Source organism: Parasynechococcus sp., assembly GCF_042954245.1.
Classification (GTDB): Bacteria; Cyanobacteriota; Cyanobacteriia; order PCC-6307; family Cyanobiaceae; genus Parasynechococcus.
Map to the genome: position 1 here is coordinate 1 of NZ_JBGKDP010000029.1, position 24,467 is coordinate 24,467.

Below are 24,467 nucleotides of genomic sequence, written 5' to 3' on the forward strand. Positions count from 1 at the left end.
GCCACCGAAGCTGGTAGGGCGGATTCCGGCAGCAGCCACTCACTGACGCCATACATCAGAAACAGCAAACCCAGACTGAGCTGAAGCGGGAGCCCCTTCAACTGATCGGGGTTGAGCCGTCGCAGCAGCTCAGACAGCAGCCAGCCGACGCTCGCGCCAATCAGCACACCGCCACCCAATCGATACAGCAGACTGAGCATCACCTCACGCCAGCCGTGCAGGTTGCCAAGGGCAAGCTCCAACAGCAGCAGAGCTAAAACGGCGCCGATGGGCTCAAGCACCAATCCCTCAGCCTCGAGGACTTCACCCAGAGGAGGAGCGAGCCGAATCTGACGCACCAGAGGGGTGACCACCGTTGGCCCCGTGGCCAGCACGATGGCACTGAACACAGCAGCAAGCGACCAGCTGAGGCCAGCAAGCCAATGGGCGGCCAACAGACCGCCTCCCAGAGAGATCAACAGACGCAGGGCTGCGATCCGCTGCACCGTAGCCTTGATCGTGTCTCCAGGAAGACGCAGATTCAGTCCGCCATCGAACAGCACCAGGCTGACGAGAAGACCCACCACGGTTCCAAGCCCGGAGCCGAAGTCAAGGGGTTCCACCCAACCCAGGCCAGAGCGACCGATCAGCAGCCCCGACAGGAGCAGCAACACCACCCCTGGCAATCCAGAAGTCGCAGCCAGAAGTCGTGCCGCAGCGCCTGAAAAAACGGTGACGCCCCAGAGGAGGCCCAGACGCTCAGGCGTCATCGACAGAGGAGAGCTGAGGTTTCGCGCGCACGCCGATCACGGCTTGGGGACGTACGAATCAGATACTCTCCCTCCAGATCGCTGAGGGGAACATTGACGAAACCGCTCTGGTTCTCGGCATTGACCAACCCTTGGTACCACTCCTGGAAGGTCTCGAGTTTCGGAAAAAACACCCGTTCGATCTGCCCTCCCAGAAGGTGGAGATAGACGGCATAGCGGCGGGGCGTACGGGACATCAGCTCGAAAAGACATCCATCACGGTCCCCACAGGATGACGGATCGGTTCCGGGTCTGCCCAGAGAAAAGGGTGAAGGCAGGCGATGCGCGGGGCATAAAGCGGATGGCGCGGTTGCCCCGAGGCCGTCTGACCCAGCATCAGAGGATGCGGCGAGTTAGGAACAGAGCGCCGGCGTTATTAGGGCAGCAAACGCTGAATATCCCCAAAAACCAGCTGAGCCCGGTCCCATCGCGCCCCATTCGCCCCCCTTCACACCAGAGATCGACCCCAGATGTGAGGGACCAGTGGTTTAAGGTCGCGTCGTTCTGCTCACCGATGGGGTCCTTCACCCGCAGCAGCGCCGCCGGAGACGGCGAGATTCGGGCTAACAAATTCAGCACCAGCAACTCCCGATATCCCCATTGCCTGGCGAAGCCGATCAAATGGTGCAGGGTCGGATCATCACGCTGGCCATCAGCTCTCGGGGGATTCAGGCCCACGAAGAGCAGGCACCCTTCGCCCGTACCCAGGCAGCGCCGCAGCCACCAGCGGTAACAGCCATCGCGGCTGAGGGACGCTTTAGACCCCGAGCTGTCGGCGACAGCGCTCAAGGATGCGTTCACTGGCGTGACCATCGCCGAAGGGGTTAACGGCGCGGGACATCTCTTGATAAGCCGTGGCATCCCCAAGCAGCCGCGAGGTCTCTTCCAGGATCACATCGGGATCGGTGCCCACCAGCCGGGCTGTTCCCGCATCAACGGCCTCCGGCCGCTCTGTGGTGCGCCGCAGAACCAGCACGGGTTTGCCGAGCGCAGGGGCCTCCTCCTGGAGACCACCGGAATCGCTGAGCAACAAGCAGCAACCTTTCATCGCTGCGACGAAACGGTCGTAGTCCAAAGATTCGGTCAGAACGACACGGGGATGGCTTCCAAGAAGGGCCTGCAGCGGTTCACGCACCGTCGGGTTGCGGTGCATTGGCAGCAGAAGCGCCGTGTCGGAGTAGCGCTCAAGCACCTGCAGCATTCCTGCAGCGATGTCATGCAGACGCTCACCCCAGTTTTCACGCCGATGCACCGTGGCGAGGATCACCCTCTGTTGGTCCCAATCGAGGCCATCAAACCGAACATCAGGCGCCGATTCCGCCATCAACAACAACGCATCGATCACGGTGTTACCGGTCACGGAGATCTCCCCGACCACACCGGATGCTTTCAGGTTGGATTCCGCCTTGAGCGTCGGCGCGAAATGAAGGGTCGCGATCTGGGAGAGGAGCCGACGGTTGGCTTCTTCCGGGAAGGGATCCAGAGGATTGTCGGTGCGCAGACCGGCCTCCACATGGCCAACCGGGATCTGCTCGTAAAACGCAGCCAAACCTGCGGCGAACGCCGTAGTGGTGTCGCCCTGCACTAGGACCAACTGCGGGGGATAGGCCTGAAAGTCTTCCCGCAGCCCTTGCAGCGCAGCACAGGTGACATGCGTCAGGGTCTGACGGGGTGCCATCAGATTGAGATCCTGATTCGCCTGGAGATGAAACAGATCCATCACCTGGCCCACCATTTCACGGTGCTGACCGGTCAAGACGACACGGGTCCGCAATGCATCACAGGCTTGGAACGTCCGGATGACCGGAGCCAGCTTGATCGCCTCGGGACGCGTTCCCAGAACGATCGTGACGCGGGGCTGTTCAGCCATTCCATCCAGACGGACCGCTGGAGTTTACGGGCGTCAACCCGGAGAGAACAGTGAGAAATCCTTGCCAGTCCCAGCATCGAGACGATCCTGAGGAAAGATCCCTCGCCATCAACGTGGCTCAGCCGGTTTTCCCCCCCCAGCCCAACCTCCGTCCGAGGTTCAAAACCCGGCGCCCCGATCCGCTGTAGATGGCTCTCCAAGCCTCGAGGAGATCGTTCGCATCACCCATGATGCCGGCCATTCTGACGTCCACCTGGGTGTTGGGGAAGTACCGCGCTACCGCGCCCGGGGAGACATGCAGGGCACGGAATGGCCGGTAACCCGCGCCGAGGTGTTTCACAGATGGCTCCAGGAGATCCTGACGCCACAGCAGATCGATGGCTTCAACCACGACAAGGAATTCGACGGCTCCCATGCCTTCCCCTTCGTGCGCGTGCGCATCAACTTGATGGATTCACTGCGGGGCCCGGCCATGGTGCTGCGCCTTATTCCGCAGACGATCCTCAACATGGAGCAACTGCATCTCCCCAGCGTGCTGCAAAGCCTCGCGGACCGTCTGAAGGGACTGATCCTGGTGACCGGACCGACAGGGTCCGGCAAAAGCACAACCCTGGCGGCCATGATCGACTGGATCAACCGCAACGAGGCACGTCACATCCTCACGATCGAGGATCCCGTCGAGTTTGTGCACGAGAGCCGCAAGTCCCTCATCCGGCACAGGGAAGTGGGGTTGCACACCCTCAAATTCCACAACGCCCTGAGGGCCGCCCTACGAGAAGACCCTGATGTGATTTGGTGGGCGAAATCCGGGATCAGGAAGCCCTCTACACGGCCCTCGAAGCGGCCCAGACAGGCCACTTGGTGTTCGGGACCTGCACACCAATTCAGCGGTGAAGACCGTGGAACGGGTCCTCGGCATGTATTCACCTGAAGAACAGGAAAGTGTGCGTCGTTCGTTATCCGAATCGCTGCTGGGGGTGATCGCCCAGGGATTGATCAAGACAACGGACGGAAAACGGGCGGCGTATCACGACATCCTGATCAACACCGATGCCTGCAAGGACTACATCCAGCGGGGGGCGCTCGATGAGGTAGAGGAAATCATGGAACGCAGTGGATTCGAGGAGATGGTGACCACCAATTAATCGCTGCTGGCCCTGGTGGAGACGGATCGCATTGAAGGCGAGCAGGCTGGGCCGTCAGCCTCAAACCCAACGAGCTGGCTCAGGCCCTGCGGGGCCGAAGCTGATCAGCCACCGCTGAACACACGCACCAAAAGAACGACAGCAATACCTGCGGACAGGCCGATCATTGCCAGACGACCGTTCCAGATTTCGGCCTGTGGAGTAAAGCCACGCTTCCAGGCGTTCAGCTCGTCTGCCTCGACGGGCTCCGGAGCATCTGATCTGGTTTCCGGTTGGTTCACGACACAGAGACCGAACAGCGCGTTCAAGCCTAAAAGGCTTCCCTAAAAGGATGGATCTGGTGTGTAGAGCGCATTGGCCTGATCCAAGGGCCAGCGGGCTGCAACTCCTGATTCAAGAGAGGTGGAAGCCGTGTTTTGGGCCAGACGCATCAAGGCCGCAGCTCCGATCATGGCAGCGTTGTCGGTGCAGAAGGCCAGCGGAGCGATGGAGACCACTATACCCCGCTTGCTGCCCTGTTCTAACATACTTTGGCGCAAACGATGGTTCGCCGCGACACCGCCGACCATCACCAGTTGCTGAACACCGTGGTCTTCAGCACAGCGAAGGCTGCGCTGCACCAGAACATCAGCCACCACCTGTTCGAAACTGGCGGCCAGGTCGGCAAGAGGCAGCGGATCGGTGTTTTGCCGCAGGGTTTCCACGGTGCGGAGCATGGCGGTCTTCAGACCACTGAAGGAAAAGTCGTAGGGGTGAAACCCACCGCCAGGCAATGAAATCCGCCCCTTGGGCAGGTGAAAGCGCGTTGCATCACCCGTTTCGGCAACGGCCTGGATGGCAGGCCCTCCGGGGTAACCCAGACCGAGCAGGCGCGCCACCTTGTCGAAAGCTTCTCCAGCGGCATCGTCATGGCTTCGACCTAGACGCGTCATCCTGCCGTCATCAGCAACCAGGATCAGCTCGGTGTGGCCCCCACTCACGAGCAACACCAGATAGGGGGCCTGCGGTGGAGCATCTCCAAGCATCACTGAGGCCAGATGGCCCTCCAAATGATGGACGCCGAGGAAGGGGCGCTGATGCAGGGCGGCAAGGGTGCGGCCGGTCACCGAGGCCACCATCAGAGCCCCTGCCAGGCCTGGAGTGATCGTGGCTGCTATGGCATCCAGCTGCCCCAAAGCGACACCCGCCTCGTGAACAACGGCCTCCACCAGTCCAGGCAGGGCCTCGACGTGGCGGCGCGAGGCGATTTCGGGCACCACACCACCCCAACGGGAATGCTCCTCAACCTGGGACGCAATCCGCGACGCCAGAACGTCGATTCGTCCATCAGCGTGACGGCGCAGGACCGCAGCAGCGGACTCGTCACAACTTGTTTCGAGGGCAAGCACTGCATGCATCGAAGCGATGCGCCTCCCCTACTGTTCGACTTGTGACATCTTGCCCTTTCGGGGCACCGTTCAGAGGAATTGTTCCGATGCGTCGTCTCTTCGCCGTCGTGCTTTCAGCACTCCTGGTGTTCGGCTTCGCCCCCGTCGCCAAGGCGGATGTGGCTGGCCTCACACCCTGCTCAGAAAGTGCCCGCTTCCAGCAGCGTGCTGCCGCTGCCACAACGCCTCAGGCCAAAGCTCGCTTCGAGATGTACAGCCAGGCCTCTTGTGGAGAGGATGGTCTCCCCCACTTGATCGTTGATGGCCGCTGGAGCCATGCCGGTGATTTTGTGTATCCCGGGATCATGTTCCTGTACGTCGCCGGCTGCATCGGCTGGGCCGGTCGTGAGTACCTGAAAGCAACTCGCGGCAAGAATGCTGCCCAGTACGAAATTTTTATCGATCGCAGCATTGCTATCAAGAGCCTTCTGGCTGCTGCCACCTGGCCTCTGGCCGCTTTCGGTGAATTCACCAGCGGCAAGCTGCTCGAAGACGACAGCAAGGTGACTGTTTCGCCACGCTGATTCAAACGACTTCAACCATTGCTCCCTCAACAATGAACAAGTTTCTGACCGCAGCTCCAGTGGTTGCAGCCATCTGGTTTACCGCCACCGCAGGAATCCTGATCGAGTGGAACCGCTTCTTCCCTGATCTTCTCTTCCACCCAATGTGAATCAGGGTTGATCTTCTACTTGTCGATCCAAGGGAACCTTCGGATTCCCTTTTTTTGTGCCTGCAACGCGTTGCGAAGATCAGCTCCGCGTCATCCCAGACCCATCAGCGTCTCGACCTGTTTCAACGCTGATTCGAGATCGTCGTTAATCACGACGGCGTCGAATTCCTGTTGAGCCTCGAGTTCCTCTCGAGCGCGAGTCAAGCGGCGCTCAATAGCGTCCTCTGAATCGGTACCGCGCCCGCGAATTCGGCGCTCCAACTCCTCAAAGCTGGGGGGCGCCAGAAAAATCTGAAAGCCGTCCGGAAAACTGCGACGTACCTGGCGCGCACCTTCCAGCTCAATCTCCAGGAGCACGGGGCGGGCCGCCGCCATTTGTTCCTCAACAGGACCTCGAGGGGTGCCGTAGCAATTCCCCGCAAATTCCGCCCACTCCAGAAATCCTCCCTGCTCCACCAAGGCATCAAACCCCGCACGGCTGTGGAAGAAGTAGTTGATGCCGTCCTGCTCCCCCTGTCGTGCAGAACGGGTGGTGGCCGATACCGAAAGCCAGATCTGGTGATGGCGCTCCAGAAGCTGGCTCACCAGCGTTCCCTTCCCGACTCCACTGGGGCCGGTGATTAAGGTGAGCTTTCCACTGGTGGACATCGCAGCGTCTGCGTGGGTCAGCAGAGTAGGAAGCCTCAATGCCCCGCCCGGTGCTCCAGGTGAAAGCCTCCACCAGCCTGCAGCCAATGGACCTCACCACGCTTCGCGCGGTGCTCTGGGATCTGCGCCCAAAGCTGGTGCCCAGCCGCTTCGAAAAGGCCCAACAACCGGACCCGGCAACGATTCAATTGGGATGCCGCAGCCTCAAGGGGCTGGTGTGGCTGGAACTGAGCTGGCAAGCCGAAGCACCTCGGCTGGTGGAGGTCAACCCTCCCCCGCGCAGCGGCAGCGGCAGCACCTTCGCGCAACAGTTGCGACACAGCCTCCGCCAGCTGGCTCTTGTGGAGCTTCACCAGAGCGGCTTTGAACGGGTGGTGGAATTTCGGTTTGCCCAGCGCCCTGGGGAACCGATCCAGCGGATGCTCGTGCTGGAGCTAATGGGACGGCACAGCAACCTGCTGCTCCTCGATGAGCAGCGCCGCATCATTGCCCTGGGGCGACAGGTCCGAGATCATCAGTCCCGCGTGCGCCCTCTCTCCACCGGTGATTTCTACAGCCAACCCCCGATGCTTCAGGGGTTGGCACCGGGTCGAATAGAGGGCTTTGAACGCTGGAAGGAGCGGCTCTCTCTCGTCCCGGTCCCCCTGCGCAAGGCCTTTCAGCAGACCTATCAGGGGATCAGCCCAGCCCTGGCTGCACAGCTCGCCGGCGACCACTTGAACACACCGGTGGACAGCCTGGATACCAGCCAGTGGAGCCACCTCTTTAAGCGCTGGTCTCTCTGGTTGGACCAGCTCGAGAGCGAACAGTTTGCCCTCGTGGTGGAGAACGACGGTCGTTACCGGGTCTGGGGATCTCCCCGTGATGAGGTGCATCCACAAGCTGCTCTGGCGCTCACGCTGGGATCCCTGCACCAGCAATTCCAAGAGCAACGGGCACTGGCACGGGTCAGCCATGACCTGCGTCAACGCCTAGAGCATTGGCGCAGCAAAGAACAGGCCGCCCAGGAGGACCAACGCCAGCGCCTGAACGCCACCGAAGGGCACGGGGCACTTCAACGCCAGGCGGACGCTCTCCTTTGCCTTGGCAACCCCAGTCGCGACCAGGTCGATGAAGCCCAGTCGCTCTATCGCCGGGCCAAAAAACTACGGAGATCGCGCCCGATCCTCGAGCAGCGGCTGAAGCACCATCAGCGACGTCTTGAGCTGATCAGCGAGAGCGAAACCTTCATCGAAGATCAACTGAGCGCAACTTGGCAGGACTGCCCAGCACGCCTCTCCGCCCTGAATGATCTGCGGGAGGAACTCGATGAGCTGTTACAGCCCAAGGAACGCCGTCGCAACATGCGACAGCAGCGTCAACGGGACCAGCCCAAGCCGCTGGAACTGAACACTCCGGGAGGTCTCAAGGTTCAGGTGGGGCGGAACCACCGCCAGAACGATTGGATCTCGCTGCGCCAGGCCCGCAGTGGTGACCTCTGGTTTCACGCCCAGGAATGTCCGGGGAGTCATGTGGTGTTGAAGAGTTCCAACGGGCTAGCCGAGGAATCCGACTTGGCGATGGCAACAGATCTAGCGGCCTATTTCAGCCGCGCCCGGGGCAACACGCGAGTGGCGGTGGTGATGGTGACCACCGATCAGTTGCAGCGAATTGCCGGTGCGGGCCCGGGCACCGTGCGCCATGGACAAGCTGAAATCCGCTGGGGGGATCCCCAGGGCGCGGAAGAACGGCTGCTTGCCCCTAGCCTGAGCCCACATTCGGGCTGACCTGTTGCGCCGTCCGACCCGCGTCCGTGTCTGAGCACCCCGACGGCCCCCTAGCTCTGCAACCACCACCACCCATTCGTATTGGGAGGGCACCTGGCGATGCCGATTTGCCCAATGAGGTGGAGATGCCTCTGGTGGATCACCTGGAGGAACTGCGTCAACGGGTTCTGCGCAGCTTGCTGGCCGTTGTCATTGCAGCGCTGACCTGCCTGCTGGGGGTCAAACCGCTAGTGCGCCTGCTGGAAGCACCAGCCAGCGGTATTCATTTTCTTCAACTCGCGCCGGGCGAGTTTTTATTCGTCTCGCTCAAGGTTGCCGGCTACGCCGGCTTCACCCTGGCCCTGCCCTATGTGCTGTTTCAGATCCTGGCCTTCGTGCTGCCGGGCCTGACGATCCGCGAACGACGCCTGATTGCCCCTGCCGTCGCCGGCTCCGCGGTTTTGTTCATGGCGGGCCTGGCCTTTGCCTGGTGGGCCCTGGTGCCGGGCGCCCTGCGGTTTCTGGTGAGCTACGGCGCCGATGTGGTGGAGCCGCTCTGGTCGATCGAGCGCTATCTGGATTTTGTTCTGCTGCTGATGCTGGCCACCGGGCTGGCGTTTCAGCTCCCTGTGCTGCAGCTGCTCCTCGGAGCTCTGGGGCTGGTGCGCTGGAGGCCGATGCTTGGAGCCTGGCGCTGGGTTGTGCTGGGTTCAGCCCTGGCTGGAGCTGTGCTGACGCCATCCACCGATCCGATCACGATGCTGCTGCTGGCTGGAGCCATCACGGCACTGTTTTTGATTGGCGTCGGCTTGGTGGCCCTGACCGAATCCTTCAGACCAGAAACTCCTTGATCAACGTTTCCGCCTCCGGCCCCATCGCCTCCAACGGAAGACTCAACGCCTTGCCCAGACGCGGTTTGTCACGGGTGGAACTGAGCCATTGGCGCACCTCACGAGCCAAACCAAGACGATTCACAACATCCAGCACCTCACCGAGATGCTGCCGATAGGCCTCAAGGTCCATCGGAAACGACTGTTGCTCGAGGTAGGCCCACATCACCTGGAGGTACAGACGACGGCGTCGAACCACCAGCTGAAGGTCGTAAGTCGCCCGCCAGCGCTGACGTAGACATGCAATCACCTCGTCGACGCTGAGCGGCGGCTCGGGCACGGCGTTGGCGATCTCAAGCACAGAAGCAGAAGCGGCAGGGTCAGGAAGACGCCTGTCGTTGCAAAGCTTGACAGGCACTTAAGCATCCATAATGGTCCCCAATCCGAGCTGGATGAACGTCCGCCATGACCCAACTCTCCTCGAGCGATGTGCCCGGAATGGGTCGTCGGCAGTTCATGAATCTGCTGACTTTCGGCTCCGTCACTGGTGTGGCCCTGGGAGCCCTCTACCCGGTGGCGAATTACTTCATCCCCCCCAAGGCCGCCGGTAGCGGCGGTGGCACCAGTGCCAAGGATGAGCGGGGCAACCCGATCACAGCCAGCGGTTGGCTCTCCAGCCACCCCGAGGGCGATCGCAGCCTGGTACAAGGCCTCAAGGGTGATCCCACCTATCTGATCGTTGAAGGCGAGGACGCCATTGGCAGCTATGGCATCAACGCAATCTGCACTCACCTCGGCTGCGTCGTTCCCTGGAACAGCGGTGCCAACAAGTTCATGTGCCCTTGCCATGGCAGTCAGTACGACGCCACCGGCAAGGTGGTCCGTGGCCCTGCCCCTCTCTCCCTGGCCCTGGCCAACGTCAGCGTGGAGAACGACAACGTGTTCATGAGCCAGTGGACTGAGACCGACTTCCGAACTGGTGATAAGCCCTGGTGGGCCTGATCTTTCCCTTCCCTACGCCTGCATCCCCTCACCGTCCCATGCGTCGTCACCTCTCGCTTTTCCTTGGATCGCTGGTCATCGGACTGGCTCTGCTAATTGCCCCGGCTGCCAGCTGGGCCTACCCCTTCTGGGCTCAACAGAACTACGACAGCCCCCGGGAAGCCACCGGCAAAATTGTTTGTGCCAACTGCCACCTGGCCAAAAAGCTGATCCAGGCTGAAGTTCCCCAATCGGTGCTCCCTGACAGCGTCTTCACCGCCAGCGTCAAGGTTCCTTACGAAAAGGGTCTTCAGGAGATCGGTGCGGACGGCAGCGACGTGGGCCTGCAGGTGGGCGCTGTTGTGATGCTTCCTGATGGCTTCACGCTGGCTCCTCAGGACCGCTGGACCGACGAGATCAAGGAAGAAACGGAAGGCGTCTACTTCACCCAGTACAGCGACGACCAGCGAAACATCCTGCTGGTGGGACCAATTCCTGGTGACGAGCACCAAGAAATCGTCTTCCCTGTTCTATCCCCTGATCCCGCCACAGACAGCAACATCCACTTCGGCAAATCCCAGATCCACGTGGGTGGCAACCGCGGCCGTGGCCAGGTGTATCTCACCGGTGAGAAGAGCAACAACACTGTCTACACTGCTCCAGCCAGCGGCACTATTGCCTCCATCGAGCCCGGTGACAACGGCGCCAGCGTGGTCAGCATCAAGACTGCTGACGGCAACAGCGTGAGCGAGACCATTCCGGTTGGTCCTGAAGTTCTGGTCAGCGTTGGTGACAGCATCGAAGCCGGTGCTGCTCTGACCAACGATCCCAACGTGGGCGGCTTCGGCCAGGTGGACGCGGAAATTGTTCTGCAGAACCCCGTTCGGATTTATGGCTTGCTCGCCTTCTTCGCGGCTGTAGCTCTGGCTCAGATCATGTTGGTGCTCAAGAAGAAGCAGATCGAAAAGGTTCAGGCAGCTGAAGGCAACTTCTGATCGCTATGGCTGTTGAAGCCCTATTTCCCCTGGCGATCTTCCAGTCGCCAGGGGAATTTTTGCCTCATACCGAAAACTGGTTCCTTCCCCTGCGTTGGTACGGGCTGCTGATTGCAACAGCCGTCTTGATTGGACTGAACCTCTCCAGTCGCCTAGCCAAGCTGCGACAGCTGGAGAACGGCCTGATCAGCGACCTGCTGCCCTTGCTCGTACTGTTTGCCGTCATCGGAGCACGGATCTACTACGTAGCCTTCGAGTGGCACAACTACGCCTCCCACCCGCTCAAGGCCCTGGCCATCTGGGAAGGAGGGATCGCCATCCACGGTGCTCTGCTGGCGGGAACACTCACGCTGATCCTGTTCTGCCGCTGGCGTCGACAACCCTTCTGGGATGTGCTGGATGTTCTGGTGCCTTCCGTGGCCTTGGGCCAGGCCATCGGTCGCTGGGGGAATTTCTTCAATTCAGAGGCCTTCGGGGTTCCAACTGACCTGCCGTGGAAGCTGTTCATCTCGGCGCAAAGCCGCCCGGTGATCTACAGCACGTCGGAGTTTTTCCACCCGACGTTCCTCTATGAATCGATTTGGAATCTGCTGCTCTTCGGACTGCTGGTACTGCTCTTTCGCCGCGGACTGAAAGCTCCTAGGATGCTCCCATCGGGCGCAATGAGTTGCGTGTATTTGGTGGGGTACAGCCTGGGCCGTATCTGGATCGAAGGCCTGCGCATTGATCCCCTCTGCATTGGTTCGCTTCCACCGGCTTGCGAAGGGGGAATCCGCATCGCCCAATTGATGAGTTGCACCTTGGTGGCGCTGGGCATGATCGGGCTTTGGTGGCTATACGGACGAAAGCAACCCTTGCCTGATCCATCAGGCCAACGCAGTTGAGTCACGTTATCAGTTTTGTCGGAGCAGGCCCAGGTGCTCCAGACCTGCTCACCCTTCGCGCGGCTGAGCGTCTGGACAAGGCCAACGTGCTGATCTGGACGGATTCCCTGGTCTGTCCAGCCATCGCAGATCTGGCTCCGGCTGATTGCGAACGGATCCGCACCAGCACGACCACGCTCGAAGACCTGATCCCGTTGCTGATCGATCGACACCGCCAGGGCAAACGGGTGGTGCGGCTCCACGACGGAGACACGGCGCTATATAGCGCCATCAACGAGCAGATCTGCGCTTTAAATGACGCCGAAATCCCTGTGGAAGTGATCCCCGGGATCAGTGCTTACCAAGCGGCAGCCGCCGGTCTCGCCAGCGAACTCACCCTTCCAGGCGTGGTGCAAACCATTGTTCTCAGTCGCGCTGGAGGTCGCACCGGCGTGCCGGAACGGGAACAACTGGATCGGCTGGCAGCCCTGCGCGCCAGCCTTTGCATCTATTTGAGTGCTCGGCACGTTGAAGAGGTGCAAACCACTCTTCTGGAGCACTACCCCGCCGACACGCCAGTAGCCATCGGACATCGGGTGAGCTGGCCTGATCAGATGCTCACAGTGGTTCCTCTCAGAGAGATGACTGCGATCAGTCGGGAACGCAATCTGATTCGAACAACGCTTTATGTGGTGAGTCCGGCCCTCGCCGGTAGTCCTCAGCGCTCACGGCTTTACTCGCCTGACCACGACCACCTGTTCCGTCCGAAACCCCAATAGGCGGTGGTTTAAGATCAATTTGTGCGGGCGATTAGCACAGTGGTAGCGCACTTCCTTCACACGGAAGGGGTCACTGGTTCGAATCCAGTATCGCCCATATTTTTTGGTGGCATTTAACCCTTCGGTGTTCATCAAGGGCTGACTGCACTGTGGGATGGGCCTAGGTTCTGTTATGAACTAGGTCGACTTACCCATTGATGAACGAGCGGAGTCTTGCGGACGACCAAGGCAAAGCCACGGGCCTGGTTGAAGCAGGGCGACATTTAGCCGAGGCGCGGGCTGCAGCGGGCCTGACCCAGAACCAGCTCGCCAGCCAGATGCACATGGGCGAGGAGCAACTGGCAGCACTAGAACGCGGCGATCAAGCCGAACTGCCTGAACCCGTGTTCATCAAGGCCATGGTGCGCCGGCTCAGCTCGCATCTGGGTTTGGATGCTAACGCCATGGTTCAGACCCTCGGGCCCCTCACCGCCAAGCCGCCCAAACGGGCGGCTCCCGGAGCAACAACGCGGGCCATCATCCCTCAGAAACAGAGAACAGTCAATCCGCTTCCCCTTATGGCCCTCGCCGGACTTGCTGGGCTTGGGTTTGTGGTGTGGAGCAACGCCGCCGAGTTGACGCGCTTCGCCCAAGGGTTGAGGCCTGCTAATCCAACCCTTGAGCTAAGCGAAGCAGATCTCGAGGTGGCCGAGGCTTCAGATGAGCTCGATGTCCTCATCGTTCCAGCGCCACCGACCACTGACTTGGGGCTCACGATCAGCAGCAGCGAACCAAGCTGGATCGCCTTACGGCGTGAGGGAATTGTGGAATTCGAAGGGCTCCTGAACGGTGAACGCAGGATTGAAAATCCCGATCTGGTGGAAATCTACGCCGGCCGGCCTGATCTGGTCCTGCTGAGTTCCCCCGACTCCGAGACACGAACCCTTGGCGCTGTGGACGACATCCGCTGGATCCCTCTCAACCCTGAACGCTGACGCGCAGATTCACCCCGACCGCCTCCTTCACCACCTCAGCGCAGCTCTCCAAGCTCCACTGTTCAAGACTGATGTTCTGGTTGACTCGCTCAGGGACGATCTCCAGATCCAGAGTTCCCTTCACCGCATGAATTCGGAGTGCTGAGATCACAGGTTCAGGCCTGCGATCCAGAGCTGCGGCTAAGCGCAGCAGCAGGGCCATCTGATGAACGCAACGACGATTTTCTCGGGTGGCCACAAGCTGCCAGGACTCATGGCGTTTCTTCGGCAAGCTGCGGCGGTGATAGCGAGCAATCGCCGCCACCATTAAATGCTCCGCTTCGGAATAGCCCAGCAGCTCACCATGACGAATCAAGTACCAGGTGTGCTTGTGGTAAGCGCTGATGTTGATGTGCTGGCCACAGGAATGGAGCATGGCGGCAGCCCAAAGCAGTTCGCGCCCTTCACCGCTGTCTTCATGCATCACTCCTCGCGTGGCGTCGTAGAGGGTTAAGGCATGGCTGGCGACCCGTTCAGCCCTGCTCTGGTTCACCGCAAAGCGCTGCATCTGATGAATCACGGTGCGTTGCCTGATGCTGCTCTGAAAGCTGAAGCGGTCTTCAAGAAGACCCTGGCGAAGCATCCAATCAACGATCAAACCTTCCCTAAGCGCCCGCTCACTGAGCACGAAGTCCTCCACACCCACCATCTTCATGGTGGTTTGCAGGATCAACGCGCCAGGAACAATGATCTCGGCCCGACGATCATTGATGGGAGCCAACTCTCGTCGCTGCGCAGGGGTCATCTTGATCAGACGATCGACCACCTTGTCCAGGCGCTGCCGGGTGACGCGGTACCCATGCAATTTGCGGGGTGGGAGCTCCTCTTCACTTGCCGCAAGGGAGCCAATTGCCATCGCCGTGCCGCTGGTGGCCACCAACACAGGGGTTTCACCGGGTTTGATCCTGCGACGCACTTTGTCGACCGCAGGTTCAAGCGACCCCTGAATGAAGGCCTGCAGAAACGATCGCCGTTGGGGGGGCATCGGATCATCCCGAACAAAGTCCCGCTGGAGTCGCACAGCCCCCACACGGGTGCTGGTGAGGGCGCGGGCATCACGACCATCGGCAAGGATCAGTTCCGTAGAGCCACCGCCGATGTCGAGCAGAAGATGCGGACGATCTCCAAACGGCATTCCTGAGAGGACGCCCAGATAGATCAGTCGGGCCTCCTCCGGGCCGCTGACCAAATCCACCTCCATCCCCAGATCGTCGAGGATGGTCTGGAGGAAATCGCGACCATTGGGTGCTTCACGAACGGCACTCGTCGCCGCCGTGACGATCTGCTCAACCCAGTGACTGGTGGCGAGATCTCTGAACTGGTGAAGGGTTTCCAGGCCCCGATGCATCGCCGCCTCGGTCAGCTCACCGGTCTCGGGATCACGCTCCCCCAGACGCGTTGTGGCCTTTTCGGCCTGGATGATCCGAAACGTGCACAACTTCGGATCAACGGCTGCCACCAGAAGATGAAAGGAATTGGTCCCGATATCGATGGCGGCGATCCGACGCAGATCAACGTTCACTGCCTGAGACACGCGGTTGTTCTGTCCCGTTGGCTGGGCTGGGGCCTTGGCATCCAGCATCAACGTCAGAGCGGCAATGAAATCCACTCTGCCACTGACGGCCGGGGCCATCAGACCCTGACTAGGGTTCTTCAAATCCCGTTGATTGTGATCAGCAGCTCTGCACGTCTTCAGCCCTGGATCGAACTGCTCCGCTGGAACAAACCCACCGGCCGGCTGATCCTGCTGATCCCAGCAGGCTGGGCCCTCTGGCTGAATCCAACCGCTCCCCCCAGTGTTGTGCTGATCCTGCAGATCCTGTTGGGGGGTCTGGGGGTGAGCGGTGCAGGCTGCATCGCCAATGACCTGTGGGACCAGCGCTTCGATGGCCAGGTGGAACGCACAAAACGTCGGCCTCTGGCCAGGGGTGCGCTGCAGCGAGGCCCAGCCTTCGCTTTGCTGCTGACTTTGCTGGGCCTCAGCCTGGCTGTCGTGCTGAGTCTTCCTGGCGCCAGCCTCAGGCTCTGTCTCGCCTTGGCCTGCACAGCCGTGCTGCCGATCCTCGGCTATCCATCAGCAAAGCGGTGGTTCGCCTTCCCCCAGGCGTTCTTGGCGCTGTGCTGGGGCTTCGCGGTGCTGATCCCCTGGGCAGCTGCAACGGCCTCCTTGAGCTGGAATTCTGCCCTGGTGTGCTGTTGGCTGGCAACCGTGGTCTGGACCTTCGGCTTTGACACCGTCTATGCCATGGCCGACCGACGTGACGATTCCAGCCTCGGCCTGCGCAGCAGCGCCCTGAGCCTCAGATCCGGCGTGGTGCCTGTGGTGCGGGGCTGCTACCTCGTGACAGCCATCACCCTTGCCATGGCGGCCTGGTCGGCTCAGATCCCAGCACCGTTCTGGCCACTCTGGTTGCTTGCCGCCGTCTTCATGCAGCTCAGCTGCAACCCCTTAAACAAACAGGATGCCTGCATGGGCACCTACGGGAAGCACTTTGCCCAGCAGGTGCAGGCTGGGACCCTGCTCTGGCTCGGCCTGGTTCTGGCCAGGGGATGGGGAGCTTGATGCGCATCACTCCGACTCCATCGCTCCGCACTGGAGACCGTGTGGCCTGCGTGGCCGCCAGTTCAATCCTGCAGGACGACATCAAGCTGCAGCAGGGCATTGTGGTTCTGCAGAGCTGGGGCCTCGATGTTCAACCCCAGGCCTTGGCCACGCGACGGTGGGGCTACTTCGCAGGGCGCGATGACGCGCGCCATGCTGATCTGCATCCGGCCGAACCCGCAGCGCTGCTCGCCTGTGTCCGCGGTGGATGGGGGTCTGCTCGGCTGCTGGAGCAGCCCATCCGCTGGCAAAGCGGCTGGCTGCTGGGCTTTTCCGACGTAACAGCTCTGCTCTGGGCCCGCCAGACGGCAGGGTTTGCCGGTGGCATCCATGGCCCCTTGCTCACAACACTTGCGGAGGAGCCGCAATGGAGCCGTGACCGGTTACGCAACCTGCTCTTCGGCAACGCCGTCCCCGACCTGCAAGGTCGTGGTGGCGGCGGTGGTGTGGGGAGCGGTCCCCTGGTCGTGGCCAATCTGACCGTGGCCACCCACCTGTTGGGAAGCCATTTCGTGCCCCCCCTCAAGGGAGCCGTTCTGGTGCTGGAGGATGTGGGCGAAGCCCCTTACCGCATTGATCGGATGCTGACTCAGTGGAGGCTGAATGGCAGTTTGCAGGGCTTGGCGGGTCTGGCATTTGGCAATTTCGAGGGGTGCGCCGACGAAACCAGAGACGCCTCCGAAAGCTTCAACCTTGAGCAGGTTCTTGAGGAGCGCACGGCCGATCTCGGCATTCCCAGGGTGATGGACCTGCCCATTGGTCACCGATCCGGCAACGCAGCCCTGCCCATGGGGGCGATGGCACGCCTCGACGGCCAAAGCGGCCGGCTCAGCCTGCTGACCTGAGGGCGAGCACAGCCTCCGCCACGGTGAGGTCAAAGGGCGTGGTGACCTTGATGTTGGCGGGGCCAGCATCCAAGACCTGCACAGGCCACCCCAGACGCTCGTACAACGACGCGTCGTCGGTGACCGTCCAGCCTTTAGCAACCGCCTCAGCGTGGCCGCGACGCAACTGATCAACGGCAAAGCCCTGCGGCGTCTGCGCCGCCCAAAGCTCCGATCGATCCGGCGTATCACGAATCACACCGTCGAATCCCACACGCTTGATCGTGTCGCTCACCGGCGTTGCAGCAATCAGCGCCGTGCCGTCCTCCACAGCAGCTGCACAGCGATCAAACAACTCCGGTTCAGCCAGACAACGGGCGCCGTCATGAATCAAGACGTGGCGAGCCTGCTCCGGCAACCCTGCCAGACCGCAAAGCACGGACTCCTGCCGCGTGCTGCCGCCCTGGATCCAGCGCACTGGCTTGCTGGGTGCGTCAAGCACCGCAAGGATGGCCTCTCGATCGACCTCCTGGCCGACGATCCCGATCCATTCAATCCGCTGAGACCGCAGGGCCGCCTCAAGGGTCCAGACAATGACGGGGCGTCCGGCCAACGGCAGCAGCAGCTTGTTGCGATCCGCACCCATGCGCCGACCGCTTCCCGCCGCAGCAATCAATAGATGCAAAAGCGACTCCAGCCCCGAACAGGCGTAAACGACCTCCATACAATCAGCTCGCACCATGGATGGCGGCGCTGCATGCGAGTTCTTGCCCTGAGCCCGGGTTCGCTCGAAGACCAGCTGGACCGTCTACCGGCTCTGGCCGACATCTGCCAGAAACTCAACGCCACACTGCAGGTGGCCTGTGACCCCCAGCAGGCAGCTCCATGGAAGCTTCTGCCATGCCTGGAAAAGCTGTTGCCGTTCAGCTTCGAGGCCAACCCCACGCTTGCGGACTGGGCCAACCTGCTCGGCTGTGTGCGCGAACCCGACTTTCAGATCTGCATCAACTTCGCTGAAGGGCAACAGGTGAACCTGATGCTGTCGATGAGCCATATCCCCAAACGGTTGGCAGTTGAGGGATTTGCCTGCACCGACCAGGTCAGCGTCGGCCCCGGCTGGACGGCGCAGCGTCTCAACCCCTTTCTCCAAGCCCTGGGGCTTGATCTCGAGGCCGATCAGTTCCGCCTGCCCCTGGCGGCAGAGGTTCTTGATGAAGCCCGTGAAACACTGCCCAGCGGTAACGGCCCCCTGCTGCTGCTCTCTCCATCCAGCCAGGGGGATGGCTGGCCTGCAGCGGAGTGGCACAAACTGCCTGACACGATCAAAAGCCGCCTACCGGCGCTGCGTAGCATGGTGTTGCCAGCGGAGCTCAGCCTGGCCAAGCGGGCGGCACTGGTGGCCAATGCCGATGTCGTGCTCAGCAGCTGCCCGGTGTCCCAGCGCCTGGCGGCCTATTGCGGCACCCCCCTGGTTGCCCTCGGAGCCGAGGCCACAGACCTTCCCGAGCGCCAGGAGATCCGCTGCCTCGGCCGCCCGCAGGAGCTCTCCACGCTGCAGAGCAGTGATGTTCTGACGGCCCTCGGTTGTTGAGGAGACGTCCCATAAGGCGTTGCCAAGCCAGGGGACAGCTGAAGCTGATCACAGCTCCATGGCGAGGGCCCATCAGTGCCCTAAGTGCCGTGATCTTCGCGGGTGCCGTCGGTTATCGGATCACGGAAGGATGGGACTGGGGCGATTGCCTCTGGATGGTGCTGATCACGATCAGTACCATCGGCTTTGGAGAAGTCGCCCCACTTTCACCTCCAGGCCGCCTGGTCACCGTCTTGATCGTGGTGGGTGGCTTGGTGGTTGTGCAACTGGCCATTCAGCGCGTTCTCGGGCTGAAGGAGTCGGGATATTTCCGCAGACTGCGGGAGTTCCGCTTTCTCCGCATGCTGGAAGGCCTTCACGACCACGTGATTCTTTGCGGCTACGGCCGAATCGGGCAGGAGATTGCAGCCCAACTGCAACGGGATGCGGTGCCACTCGTAGTGATCGAAACCGATCCAGAACGACGAGCCGTGGCAGACGAGAATGGCCTTTGGGTGCTTCAGGCCGATGCAACCCTCGATGAAACCTTGCTGGACGCAGGTCTCGAACGTTGCTGCAGCCTCGTGGCAGCCCTCCCCAGCGATGCCTCCAATCTGTACGTGATCCTCAGCGCGAAAGATCTACGACCGGATTGCCGCTTGATTGCCCGCGCCAACAGCGATGAAGCCGCCTCAAAACTGCGGCTGGCGGGCGCCACTGTGGTCGTCAGTCCCTATGTGGCCGGTGGTCGGGTGATGGCCGCTTCGGCGCTGCGACCGCTGGCCCTCAACTTCATGGAGCTGTTAGCGGGCTCCGACTATGAAATCGAGGAATTCCAGCTGAGCCACGACCCCCTGCACCTGACGGATATCCGTGGGCAGAGCCTGGCGGAACTGGAGCTGGGCCGTCGCACCGGGGCCATGGTGCTGGCGATCCGGGACAACGGAAAGCTGATCGCCAATCCAGGCGGCGACACCCAGATGGCACCGGGGCAACTCCTGATTGTGCTGGGAAGCAAAACCCAACTCGCCACCTTTCAGTTGTTGCTTGGGGAGGCCGTGGACACGATTGAAACCATGCCGGGTTGAGCTGGATGACGACGGCTCCGTACGATCCTCCGATCAACGATGCCTCCATGTCTCCCAGCGCTTCTCTTGCCGGACAGACCGCCCTGGTGACAGGAGGAGGGCGCGGCATCGGCCGGGCCATCGCCCTGGCCCTTGGCGAAGCCGGTGCAGAAGTGGTTGTGAATTACTCCAGTTCCGCAGCTGCAGCAGATGGAGTAGTCGCTGTCATCACCACGGCAGGGGGCAAGGCCTACGCCCTGCAAGCCAATGTGTCGGTCGAGACCGAGGTGGATGGCCTGATCAAGACAGTGCTGGAGCGCAGCGGCCGTCTTGATGTGTTGGTGAACAACGCCGGCATCACGCGGGACGGCCTGCTGATGCGGATGAAAACCGACGATTGGCAATCGGTGATCGACCTCAACCTCAGTGGAGTGTTTCTCTGCACCCGAGCGGCGGCACGCCCGATGCTGAAGCAGAAGAGTGGTCGGATCATCAACATCACCTCCGTTGTGGGACTGATGGGCAACGCGGGACAGGCCAACTACGCCGCCGCCAAAGCCGGCGTCATCGGTCTCACCCGCAGTACCGCCAAGGAGCTCGCCAGCCGCGGCATCACCGTGAACGCCGTGGCTCCAGGTTTCATCGCCACGGACATGACCAAGGACCTCGATGCGGAGGCCATCCTCAAAAACATCCCCCTGGGAACCTTTGGCACTCAGGAGCAAGTGGCCGGTGCCGTGTGCTTCCTTGCAGCCGACTCGGCCGCGGCCTACATCACAGGCCAGGTGCTGCAGGTGGATGGCGGCATGGTGATGGCCTGACCCCAAGCATCAGGAATCAAGGGGTTGAGCCAACTCATCCCGCAGGCGGCGGATGCGCTGAAGCAGGCGTAGCCGACGGCTGCGGGCGGTGGCGGTGAGAAAAATGCGCAGGGGCACGTAAACCAGGGTCATCGAACCGGCTAGCCCCGCCATCAGAACAAAGAACAGCGCCCCGGATTCACCCATAACCGGACCCTAATCAGTTCATTTGAGAGCGGCATCCAAGCCGCTCCAACCATTCGGCTTTCCCCACCACACCCCCTCTCCTCGAGAGCCACATCGCTGTGGGACAGTGACCAACGGCATGCTTGCGACTATGGCCAAACTCCTTTCTTTCTCTGACGAATCCCGCAGCGCCCTTGAGCGGGGTGTTGACGCACTCGCCAATGCAGTGCGCGTTACGATCGGCCCCCGCGGTCGCAACGTTGTACTCGAGCAGAAATTCGGCGCACCCGACATCGTCAACGACGGCGACTCAATCGCGCGCGTAATCGAACTGGACGACCCATTCGAGAACCTCGGCGCCAAGCTGATGCAGCAGGTGTCCTCGAAGACCAAGGACAAGGCCGGAGACGGCACCACGACGGCAACCATTTTGGCTCAGGCCATGGTGAAGGAAGGTCTGCGCAACACTGCTGCGGGAGCAAGCCCCGTAGAACTTCGCCGTGGCATCGAGAAAACTGCAGCACAGATTGTTGCGATACTGAGCGAGCGGAGCCAGCCCGTTGCCGGCGATGCCATTCGTCAGGTGGCCACGGTGAGCTCCGGCGGTGACGACGAAGTCGGTCGGATGATCGCGGAGGCGATGGACAAGGTGAGTACCGATGGGGTGATCACGGTTGAGGAATCGAAGTCTCTGGCAACGGAACTGGAAATCACCGAAGGCATGGCCTTTGACCGGGGCTACAGCTCCCCTTACTTTGTCACTGATGCCGACCGTCAGGTCTGCGAATTTGAAAATCCACTAATCCTGCTGACGGATCGCAAGATCAGCACGATCACGGATCTGGTCCCCGTGCTGGAGACGGTTCAGAAGAGTGGTTCTCCCCTGCTGATCCTCTCGGAGGAAGTGGAAGGCGAAGCCCTTGCCACCCTGGTGATGAACAAGAGCCGTGGGGTTCTGCAGGTGGCTGCTGTTCGGGCACCCTCCTTTGGCGAACGCCGCAAGGCAGCTCTCGCCGATATCGCCATCCTCACGGGCGGAACGCTGATCAGCGAGGACAAGGCGATGACCCTCGACAAAGTGAACCTCGAGGATCTCGGCAAAGCGCGCCGCGTCACCATCAGCAAAGAGAGCACCACGATCATCGCTACGGATGACCATCGCCAGGCGGTGAGTGAACGCGTCGGCGCGATCCGACGTGAGCTGGAGGCAACTGAATCCGACTACGACCGCGAAAAGCTCCAGGAGAGAATCGCCAAGCTGGCCGGCGGCGTGGCCGTGATCAAGGTCGGTGCACCGACGGAAACGGAACTGAAGAACCGCAAACTGCGGATCGAGGATGCCCTGAATGCCACCCGTGCCGCCGTCGAGGAGGGCATTGTTGCCGGCGGCGGCAGCACCTTGCTACAACTCTCCGACAGCCTGGATGCGCTGGCCGCATCCTTGAACGGCGACCAACGCACCGGTGTGGAGATCGTGCAGCGAGCACTGACGGCACCGATTCATCAGATCGCCACCAATGCCGGTCAGAACGGTGACGTGGTGATTGCTGGCATGCGCAGCAGCGGTCAGGGATTCAACGCCCGCAGTGGCGCCTACGAAGACCTCATGGCTGCGGGCATCGTTGATGCCGCCAAGGTGGTGCGCTTGGCCGTGCAGGATTCGATTTCGATCGCTTCTCTCCTGATCACGACCGAAGTTGTGATTGCTGACAAGCCTGAACCCCCTGCACCGGCTCCCGCCGGAGACGGAGACCCCATGGGTGGCATGGCCGGAATGGGCATGGGCGGAATGGGCGGAATGGGCATGCCCGGAATGATGTGATCAGCTGATCATTCCCTGGCGATAGGCGATCACCTGGAGGTCCACTCCGGTGATCGCCGTCCCCACAACAACGGTGTCTGCTCCGGCCTGCAATGCCAAGCGTGCATCCGCTGGAGAGGTAATTCCCCCCTCACAAATCAGACGAACCGAGCTGGGAAGTTCAGCGCGCAATTGAGGGAGCAGATCAAACGCGGGGGGGCGCTGCTGTGCCGTGTCTTCCGTGTAGCCGTAGAGCGTGGTCCCAACCCAGTCACAACCAAGCTCGGCTGCCCGCAATCCATTCTCCAGCGAATCCACATCAGCCATCAAGGGGGCCTTCAGCTCATCACGGGTGCGCTGAATCAACGCGGCTAGGTCCTGCCCCGGAGGACGCGGACGGGATGTGGCATCAATCGCGATTACATCGGCTCCCGCAGACCATACGGCCTGAATTTCTTTCCAACCCGGGGTGATGTACACCGAGCTGTCCGGGAACGTGCATTTCCAGAGGCCAATGATCAAGGCATCCGGACAGCGCCGACGCACAGCACCGATGTGTTCAGGGCTTTCCAAGCGCACACCCACAGCCCCATTGCACAGGGCGGCATCCGCCATGGCAGCGATCACATCGGGATCGCGCATCGGCGAACCCTGGGGTGCCTGCACCGAAATGATCAGCCCCTGATCCAGGAATTCAGGGTTCGGGATCATGGTGTTCAGGACGCCTTGGGGAAGGGGAAAGCGTCATCCTCCCGGCGGGGGAGCCAACGCCGCAGCGAACGGGGCGTGCTGATCGGTGGGGCCGGAACGGGAACAGCCGGGAAGCTGCGTTGAAGCTGCGTTTCTTCAACCGCAATCTCTTCCTTTTCGACGATCGTTTCTTCTTCAGCGACCACCTCGTTATCCACCAGCACGTCGTCTTCAGCAGCAATCTCCTCCTCATCGACCGGCATCGGCGTGGGGCTGAACTCACGCTTCGAAGCAACAGGCTCCGGCAAGCTCAGATCGAGCTCAGCTGCTCCGTGAAAACCGTAACGGTGAACCCACTGACTGATCAGACCCACCAGCAAGGCCTCATCACCCGAGATCCTGGCCTCCTGGATCTGAAGGGCCAGAGCGTTCTGTCGAGGCGAGGGCTGCTGGGACGGAAAAGAAAGCACGGATTCAGAAAAGTTTGCAGTTGAGCAGAGGGCGAATTGCAAGAAACAACCCGATGGTGAGAAGAAGAAGGATCAACAGGCAACTGGTGCCGGTGACATCCCCATAGGGGGCCTCCAGCAGAACAGCCGATAGGTTCAGAGGACCTTGGTAAGCCGCTCGAATGGGTTCTATCGCGAAAGTAAGGGGATTCAAAGCCGCAAGCCAGCCCAGCCAGGTCGGCATGAACGACAGCGGGGCCAAAGCCGTGCTGGCAAAAAGCAACGGCAAGTTGGCCACAAAAATCACAGCGATTAATTCGATGTGCCCCGGCAAAGCGAACGCCAGTCCGAGGCTGAGGGCCGTCACAGCAAAAACCAGGAGCAGCAGCGTCACCAGCACCAGGGCCAGGCCGCTGATACCTGGCCATCCATAACCGAGCACGGCTGCCGTGCCCATGATCGCCAGACTCTGCAACAGACTCAGCGCCGTGATGTAAATCACCGACGCCAGCACGATGGAACTGCGGCTTCTCAGCGGTGCCACCAGCAACCGATTGAGGAAACCGAATTCGCGGTCAAACATGACAGGCAGGCCGGCGTTCAAAGCACCGCTGAAGGCAGTGAAGACAATCACTCCGGCGCCAAGAAAACGCCCGTAGCTCATGCCACCTGGCAACAGACCCTCAGGGGCATTGGCGAAAAGTGCGCCGAAGAGAATCAA

28 protein-coding genes, 1 tRNA gene and 2 pseudogenes are annotated in these 24,467 nt (G+C 61.2%); 17 read left to right on the forward strand and 14 right to left on the reverse strand.

The genetic code is table 11. From position 1 onward, the window contains the following. The 4 genes and pseudogenes from ACGVJ8_RS00900 to wecB form a co-directional block, all read right to left on the reverse strand. Positions 1 to 749 (reverse strand): cation:proton antiporter (locus ACGVJ8_RS00900; protein ID WP_392345060.1); only part of this gene is annotated, 749 nt, incomplete at its 3' end. Continuing rightward, a pseudogene (locus ACGVJ8_RS00905) lies at positions 739 to 985 on the reverse strand (hypothetical protein). The pseudogene ACGVJ8_RS00905 and the gene ACGVJ8_RS00900, both read right to left, overlap by 11 nt. A gap of 139 nt (positions 986 to 1,124) precedes the next feature. Next, complete coding sequence (locus ACGVJ8_RS00910) at positions 1,125 to 1,577, reverse strand: DUF1643 domain-containing protein (protein WP_392345061.1); 453 nt, start codon at positions 1,575 to 1,577, stop codon at positions 1,125 to 1,127. After that, positions 1,546 to 2,658, reverse strand: coding sequence for a non-hydrolyzing UDP-N-acetylglucosamine 2-epimerase (gene wecB, locus ACGVJ8_RS00915; protein ID WP_392345062.1), 1,113 nt, complete (start codon positions 2,656 to 2,658; stop codon positions 1,546 to 1,548). The genes ACGVJ8_RS00910 and wecB overlap by 32 nt, the downstream gene beginning before the upstream one ends. A gap of 97 nt (positions 2,659 to 2,755) precedes the next feature. On the opposite strand from wecB, the pseudogene ACGVJ8_RS00920 reads away from it, so the two are divergent. Beyond that, positions 2,756 to 3,907: pseudogene (locus ACGVJ8_RS00920) on the forward strand (type IV pilus twitching motility protein PilT). On the opposite strand, the gene ACGVJ8_RS00925 reads toward ACGVJ8_RS00920, so the two are convergent. Together ACGVJ8_RS00925 and tsaD are read right to left on the reverse strand one after the other, a co-directional pair. Continuing rightward, complete coding sequence (locus tag ACGVJ8_RS00925) at positions 3,908 to 4,084, reverse strand: chlorophyll a/b-binding protein (RefSeq protein ID WP_392345063.1); 177 nt, start codon at positions 4,082 to 4,084, stop codon at positions 3,908 to 3,910. Positions 4,085 to 4,126: 42 nt separating this feature from the next. Next, the gene (gene tsaD / locus ACGVJ8_RS00930) at positions 4,127 to 5,200 is read right to left on the reverse strand and encodes a tRNA (adenosine(37)-N6)-threonylcarbamoyltransferase complex transferase subunit TsaD (RefSeq protein ID WP_392345064.1); all 1,074 of its coding nucleotides are present in this window, start codon (positions 5,198 to 5,200) and stop codon (positions 4,127 to 4,129) included. Positions 5,201 to 5,277: 77 nt separating this feature from the next. Between tsaD and ACGVJ8_RS00935 the strand changes: the two genes are divergently transcribed. Then, complete coding sequence (locus ACGVJ8_RS00935; RefSeq protein ID WP_114988265.1) at positions 5,278 to 5,754, forward strand: Photosystem I reaction center subunit III; 477 nt, start codon at positions 5,278 to 5,280, stop codon at positions 5,752 to 5,754. Between the two features lie 32 nt (positions 5,755 to 5,786). After that, positions 5,787 to 5,903: a photosystem I reaction center subunit IX gene (gene psaJ, locus ACGVJ8_RS00940; protein ID WP_006850741.1), complete on the forward strand. Its 117-nt coding sequence runs from the start codon at positions 5,787 to 5,789 to the stop codon at positions 5,901 to 5,903. A 90-nt stretch (positions 5,904 to 5,993) separates the two neighbouring features. On the opposite strand, the gene gmk is transcribed toward psaJ, so the two are convergent. Beyond that, positions 5,994 to 6,551 (reverse strand): guanylate kinase, encoded by a 558-nt coding sequence (gene gmk / locus ACGVJ8_RS00945; protein ID WP_392345065.1) that lies wholly within the window; start codon positions 6,549 to 6,551, stop codon positions 5,994 to 5,996. A gap of 38 nt (positions 6,552 to 6,589) precedes the next feature. Here gmk and ACGVJ8_RS00950 point away from each other — a divergent pair, with 38 nt between their 5' ends. Continuing rightward, positions 6,590 to 8,317 (forward strand): NFACT family protein, encoded by a 1,728-nt coding sequence (locus tag ACGVJ8_RS00950; RefSeq protein ID WP_392345066.1) that lies wholly within the window; start codon positions 6,590 to 6,592, stop codon positions 8,315 to 8,317. Between the two features lie 125 nt (positions 8,318 to 8,442). Next, positions 8,443 to 9,147, forward strand: a complete 705-nt coding sequence (tatC, locus tag ACGVJ8_RS00955; protein WP_392345079.1) for a twin-arginine translocase subunit TatC — start codon at positions 8,443 to 8,445, stop codon at positions 9,145 to 9,147. On the opposite strand, the gene ACGVJ8_RS00960 is transcribed toward tatC, so the two are convergent. Continuing rightward, positions 9,128 to 9,487: a DUF3067 family protein gene (locus tag ACGVJ8_RS00960; protein ID WP_392345067.1), complete on the reverse strand. Its 360-nt coding sequence runs from the start codon at positions 9,485 to 9,487 to the stop codon at positions 9,128 to 9,130. The genes tatC and ACGVJ8_RS00960 overlap by 20 nt on opposite strands. 104 nt (positions 9,488 to 9,591) lie before the next feature. On the opposite strand from ACGVJ8_RS00960, the gene petC reads away from it, so the two are divergent. The 6 genes from petC to ACGVJ8_RS00990 all read left to right on the forward strand — a co-directional run bounded on the left by petC (position 9,592) and on the right by ACGVJ8_RS00990 (position 13,718). Next, positions 9,592 to 10,128 (forward strand): cytochrome b6-f complex iron-sulfur subunit, encoded by a 537-nt coding sequence (gene petC / locus ACGVJ8_RS00965; RefSeq protein ID WP_392345068.1) that lies wholly within the window; start codon positions 9,592 to 9,594, stop codon positions 10,126 to 10,128. A 38-nt stretch (positions 10,129 to 10,166) separates the two neighbouring features. Next, positions 10,167 to 11,102 carry a cytochrome f gene (gene petA / locus ACGVJ8_RS00970; RefSeq protein WP_392345069.1) on the forward strand — a complete coding sequence of 312 codons (936 nt, stop codon included), beginning with the start codon at positions 10,167 to 10,169 and terminating at the stop codon, positions 11,100 to 11,102. A gap of 35 nt (positions 11,103 to 11,137) precedes the next feature. Next, entirely contained in the window at positions 11,138 to 11,986 is an 849-nt protein-coding gene (gene lgt, locus ACGVJ8_RS00975; protein ID WP_392345080.1) for a prolipoprotein diacylglyceryl transferase, read from the forward strand. After that, entirely contained in the window at positions 11,983 to 12,744 is a 762-nt protein-coding gene (gene cobM / locus ACGVJ8_RS00980; RefSeq protein ID WP_392345070.1) for a precorrin-4 C(11)-methyltransferase, read from the forward strand. Before lgt ends, cobM begins: the two co-directional genes overlap by 4 nt. 25 nt (positions 12,745 to 12,769) lie before the next feature. After that, a tRNA-Val gene (locus ACGVJ8_RS00985) sits at positions 12,770 to 12,841 on the forward strand. 100 nt (positions 12,842 to 12,941) lie between these two features. Continuing rightward, positions 12,942 to 13,718, forward strand: a complete 777-nt coding sequence (locus ACGVJ8_RS00990) for a helix-turn-helix domain-containing protein (RefSeq protein ID WP_392345071.1) — start codon at positions 12,942 to 12,944, stop codon at positions 13,716 to 13,718. Here ACGVJ8_RS00990 and ACGVJ8_RS00995 read toward each other — a convergent pair. Further along, a complete protein-coding gene (locus ACGVJ8_RS00995; protein WP_392345081.1) occupies positions 13,702 to 15,339 on the reverse strand; it encodes a Ppx/GppA phosphatase family protein in 1,638 nt (545 codons plus the stop codon). The genes ACGVJ8_RS00990 and ACGVJ8_RS00995 overlap by 17 nt on opposite strands. Before the next feature lie 87 nt (positions 15,340 to 15,426). Between ACGVJ8_RS00995 and ACGVJ8_RS01000 the strand changes: the two genes are divergently transcribed. Both ACGVJ8_RS01000 and ACGVJ8_RS01005 read left to right on the forward strand, forming a co-directional pair. After that, a complete protein-coding gene (locus tag ACGVJ8_RS01000; protein WP_392345072.1) occupies positions 15,427 to 16,320 on the forward strand; it encodes a 4-hydroxybenzoate polyprenyltransferase in 894 nt (297 codons plus the stop codon). Continuing rightward, the gene (locus tag ACGVJ8_RS01005; RefSeq protein ID WP_392345073.1) at positions 16,320 to 17,204 is read left to right on the forward strand and encodes an LD-carboxypeptidase; all 885 of its coding nucleotides are present in this window, start codon (positions 16,320 to 16,322) and stop codon (positions 17,202 to 17,204) included. The genes ACGVJ8_RS01000 and ACGVJ8_RS01005 overlap by 1 nt, the downstream gene beginning before the upstream one ends. Here the strand turns inward: ACGVJ8_RS01005 and ispD are convergent. Beyond that, entirely contained in the window at positions 17,188 to 17,868 is a 681-nt protein-coding gene (gene ispD / locus ACGVJ8_RS01010; protein ID WP_392345082.1) for a 2-C-methyl-D-erythritol 4-phosphate cytidylyltransferase, read from the reverse strand. The two genes, ACGVJ8_RS01005 and ispD, sit on opposite strands and share 17 nt — an antisense overlap. 72 nt (positions 17,869 to 17,940) lie before the next feature. Between ispD and ACGVJ8_RS01015 the strand changes: the two genes are divergently transcribed. The 3 genes from ACGVJ8_RS01015 to fabG are packed head-to-tail and all read left to right on the forward strand — an operon-like array spanning position 17,941 to position 20,641. Continuing rightward, positions 17,941 to 18,774, forward strand: coding sequence for a glycosyltransferase family 9 protein (locus tag ACGVJ8_RS01015; RefSeq protein ID WP_392345074.1), 834 nt, complete (start codon positions 17,941 to 17,943; stop codon positions 18,772 to 18,774). Positions 18,775 to 18,785: 11 nt separating this feature from the next. Then, positions 18,786 to 19,841 carry a potassium channel family protein gene (locus ACGVJ8_RS01020; protein WP_392345083.1) on the forward strand — a complete coding sequence of 352 codons (1,056 nt, stop codon included), beginning with the start codon at positions 18,786 to 18,788 and terminating at the stop codon, positions 19,839 to 19,841. A gap of 47 nt (positions 19,842 to 19,888) precedes the next feature. Then, positions 19,889 to 20,641, forward strand: coding sequence for a 3-oxoacyl-[acyl-carrier-protein] reductase (gene fabG / locus ACGVJ8_RS01025; RefSeq protein ID WP_392345084.1), 753 nt, complete (start codon positions 19,889 to 19,891; stop codon positions 20,639 to 20,641). 9 nt (positions 20,642 to 20,650) lie between these two features. On the opposite strand, the gene ACGVJ8_RS01030 is transcribed toward fabG, so the two are convergent. After that, positions 20,651 to 20,827 (reverse strand): hypothetical protein, encoded by a 177-nt coding sequence (locus tag ACGVJ8_RS01030; protein ID WP_392345075.1) that lies wholly within the window; start codon positions 20,825 to 20,827, stop codon positions 20,651 to 20,653. A gap of 130 nt (positions 20,828 to 20,957) precedes the next feature. Between ACGVJ8_RS01030 and groL the strand changes: the two genes are divergently transcribed. Next, complete coding sequence (gene groL / locus ACGVJ8_RS01035) at positions 20,958 to 22,628, forward strand: chaperonin GroEL (protein WP_392345085.1); 1,671 nt, start codon at positions 20,958 to 20,960, stop codon at positions 22,626 to 22,628. Here the strand turns inward: groL and ACGVJ8_RS01040 are convergent, their stop codons facing one another. The 3 genes from ACGVJ8_RS01040 to ACGVJ8_RS01050 form a co-directional block, all read right to left on the reverse strand. Next, a complete protein-coding gene (locus ACGVJ8_RS01040; protein WP_392345076.1) occupies positions 22,629 to 23,318 on the reverse strand; it encodes an N-acetylmannosamine-6-phosphate 2-epimerase in 690 nt (229 codons plus the stop codon). A gap of 5 nt (positions 23,319 to 23,323) precedes the next feature. After that, the gene (locus tag ACGVJ8_RS01045) at positions 23,324 to 23,767 is read right to left on the reverse strand and encodes a hypothetical protein (protein ID WP_392345077.1); all 444 of its coding nucleotides are present in this window, start codon (positions 23,765 to 23,767) and stop codon (positions 23,324 to 23,326) included. A gap of 4 nt (positions 23,768 to 23,771) precedes the next feature. Then, on the reverse strand, positions 23,772 to 24,467 hold a 696-nt coding region (locus ACGVJ8_RS01050), incomplete at its 5' end, for an ABC transporter permease (RefSeq protein WP_392345078.1).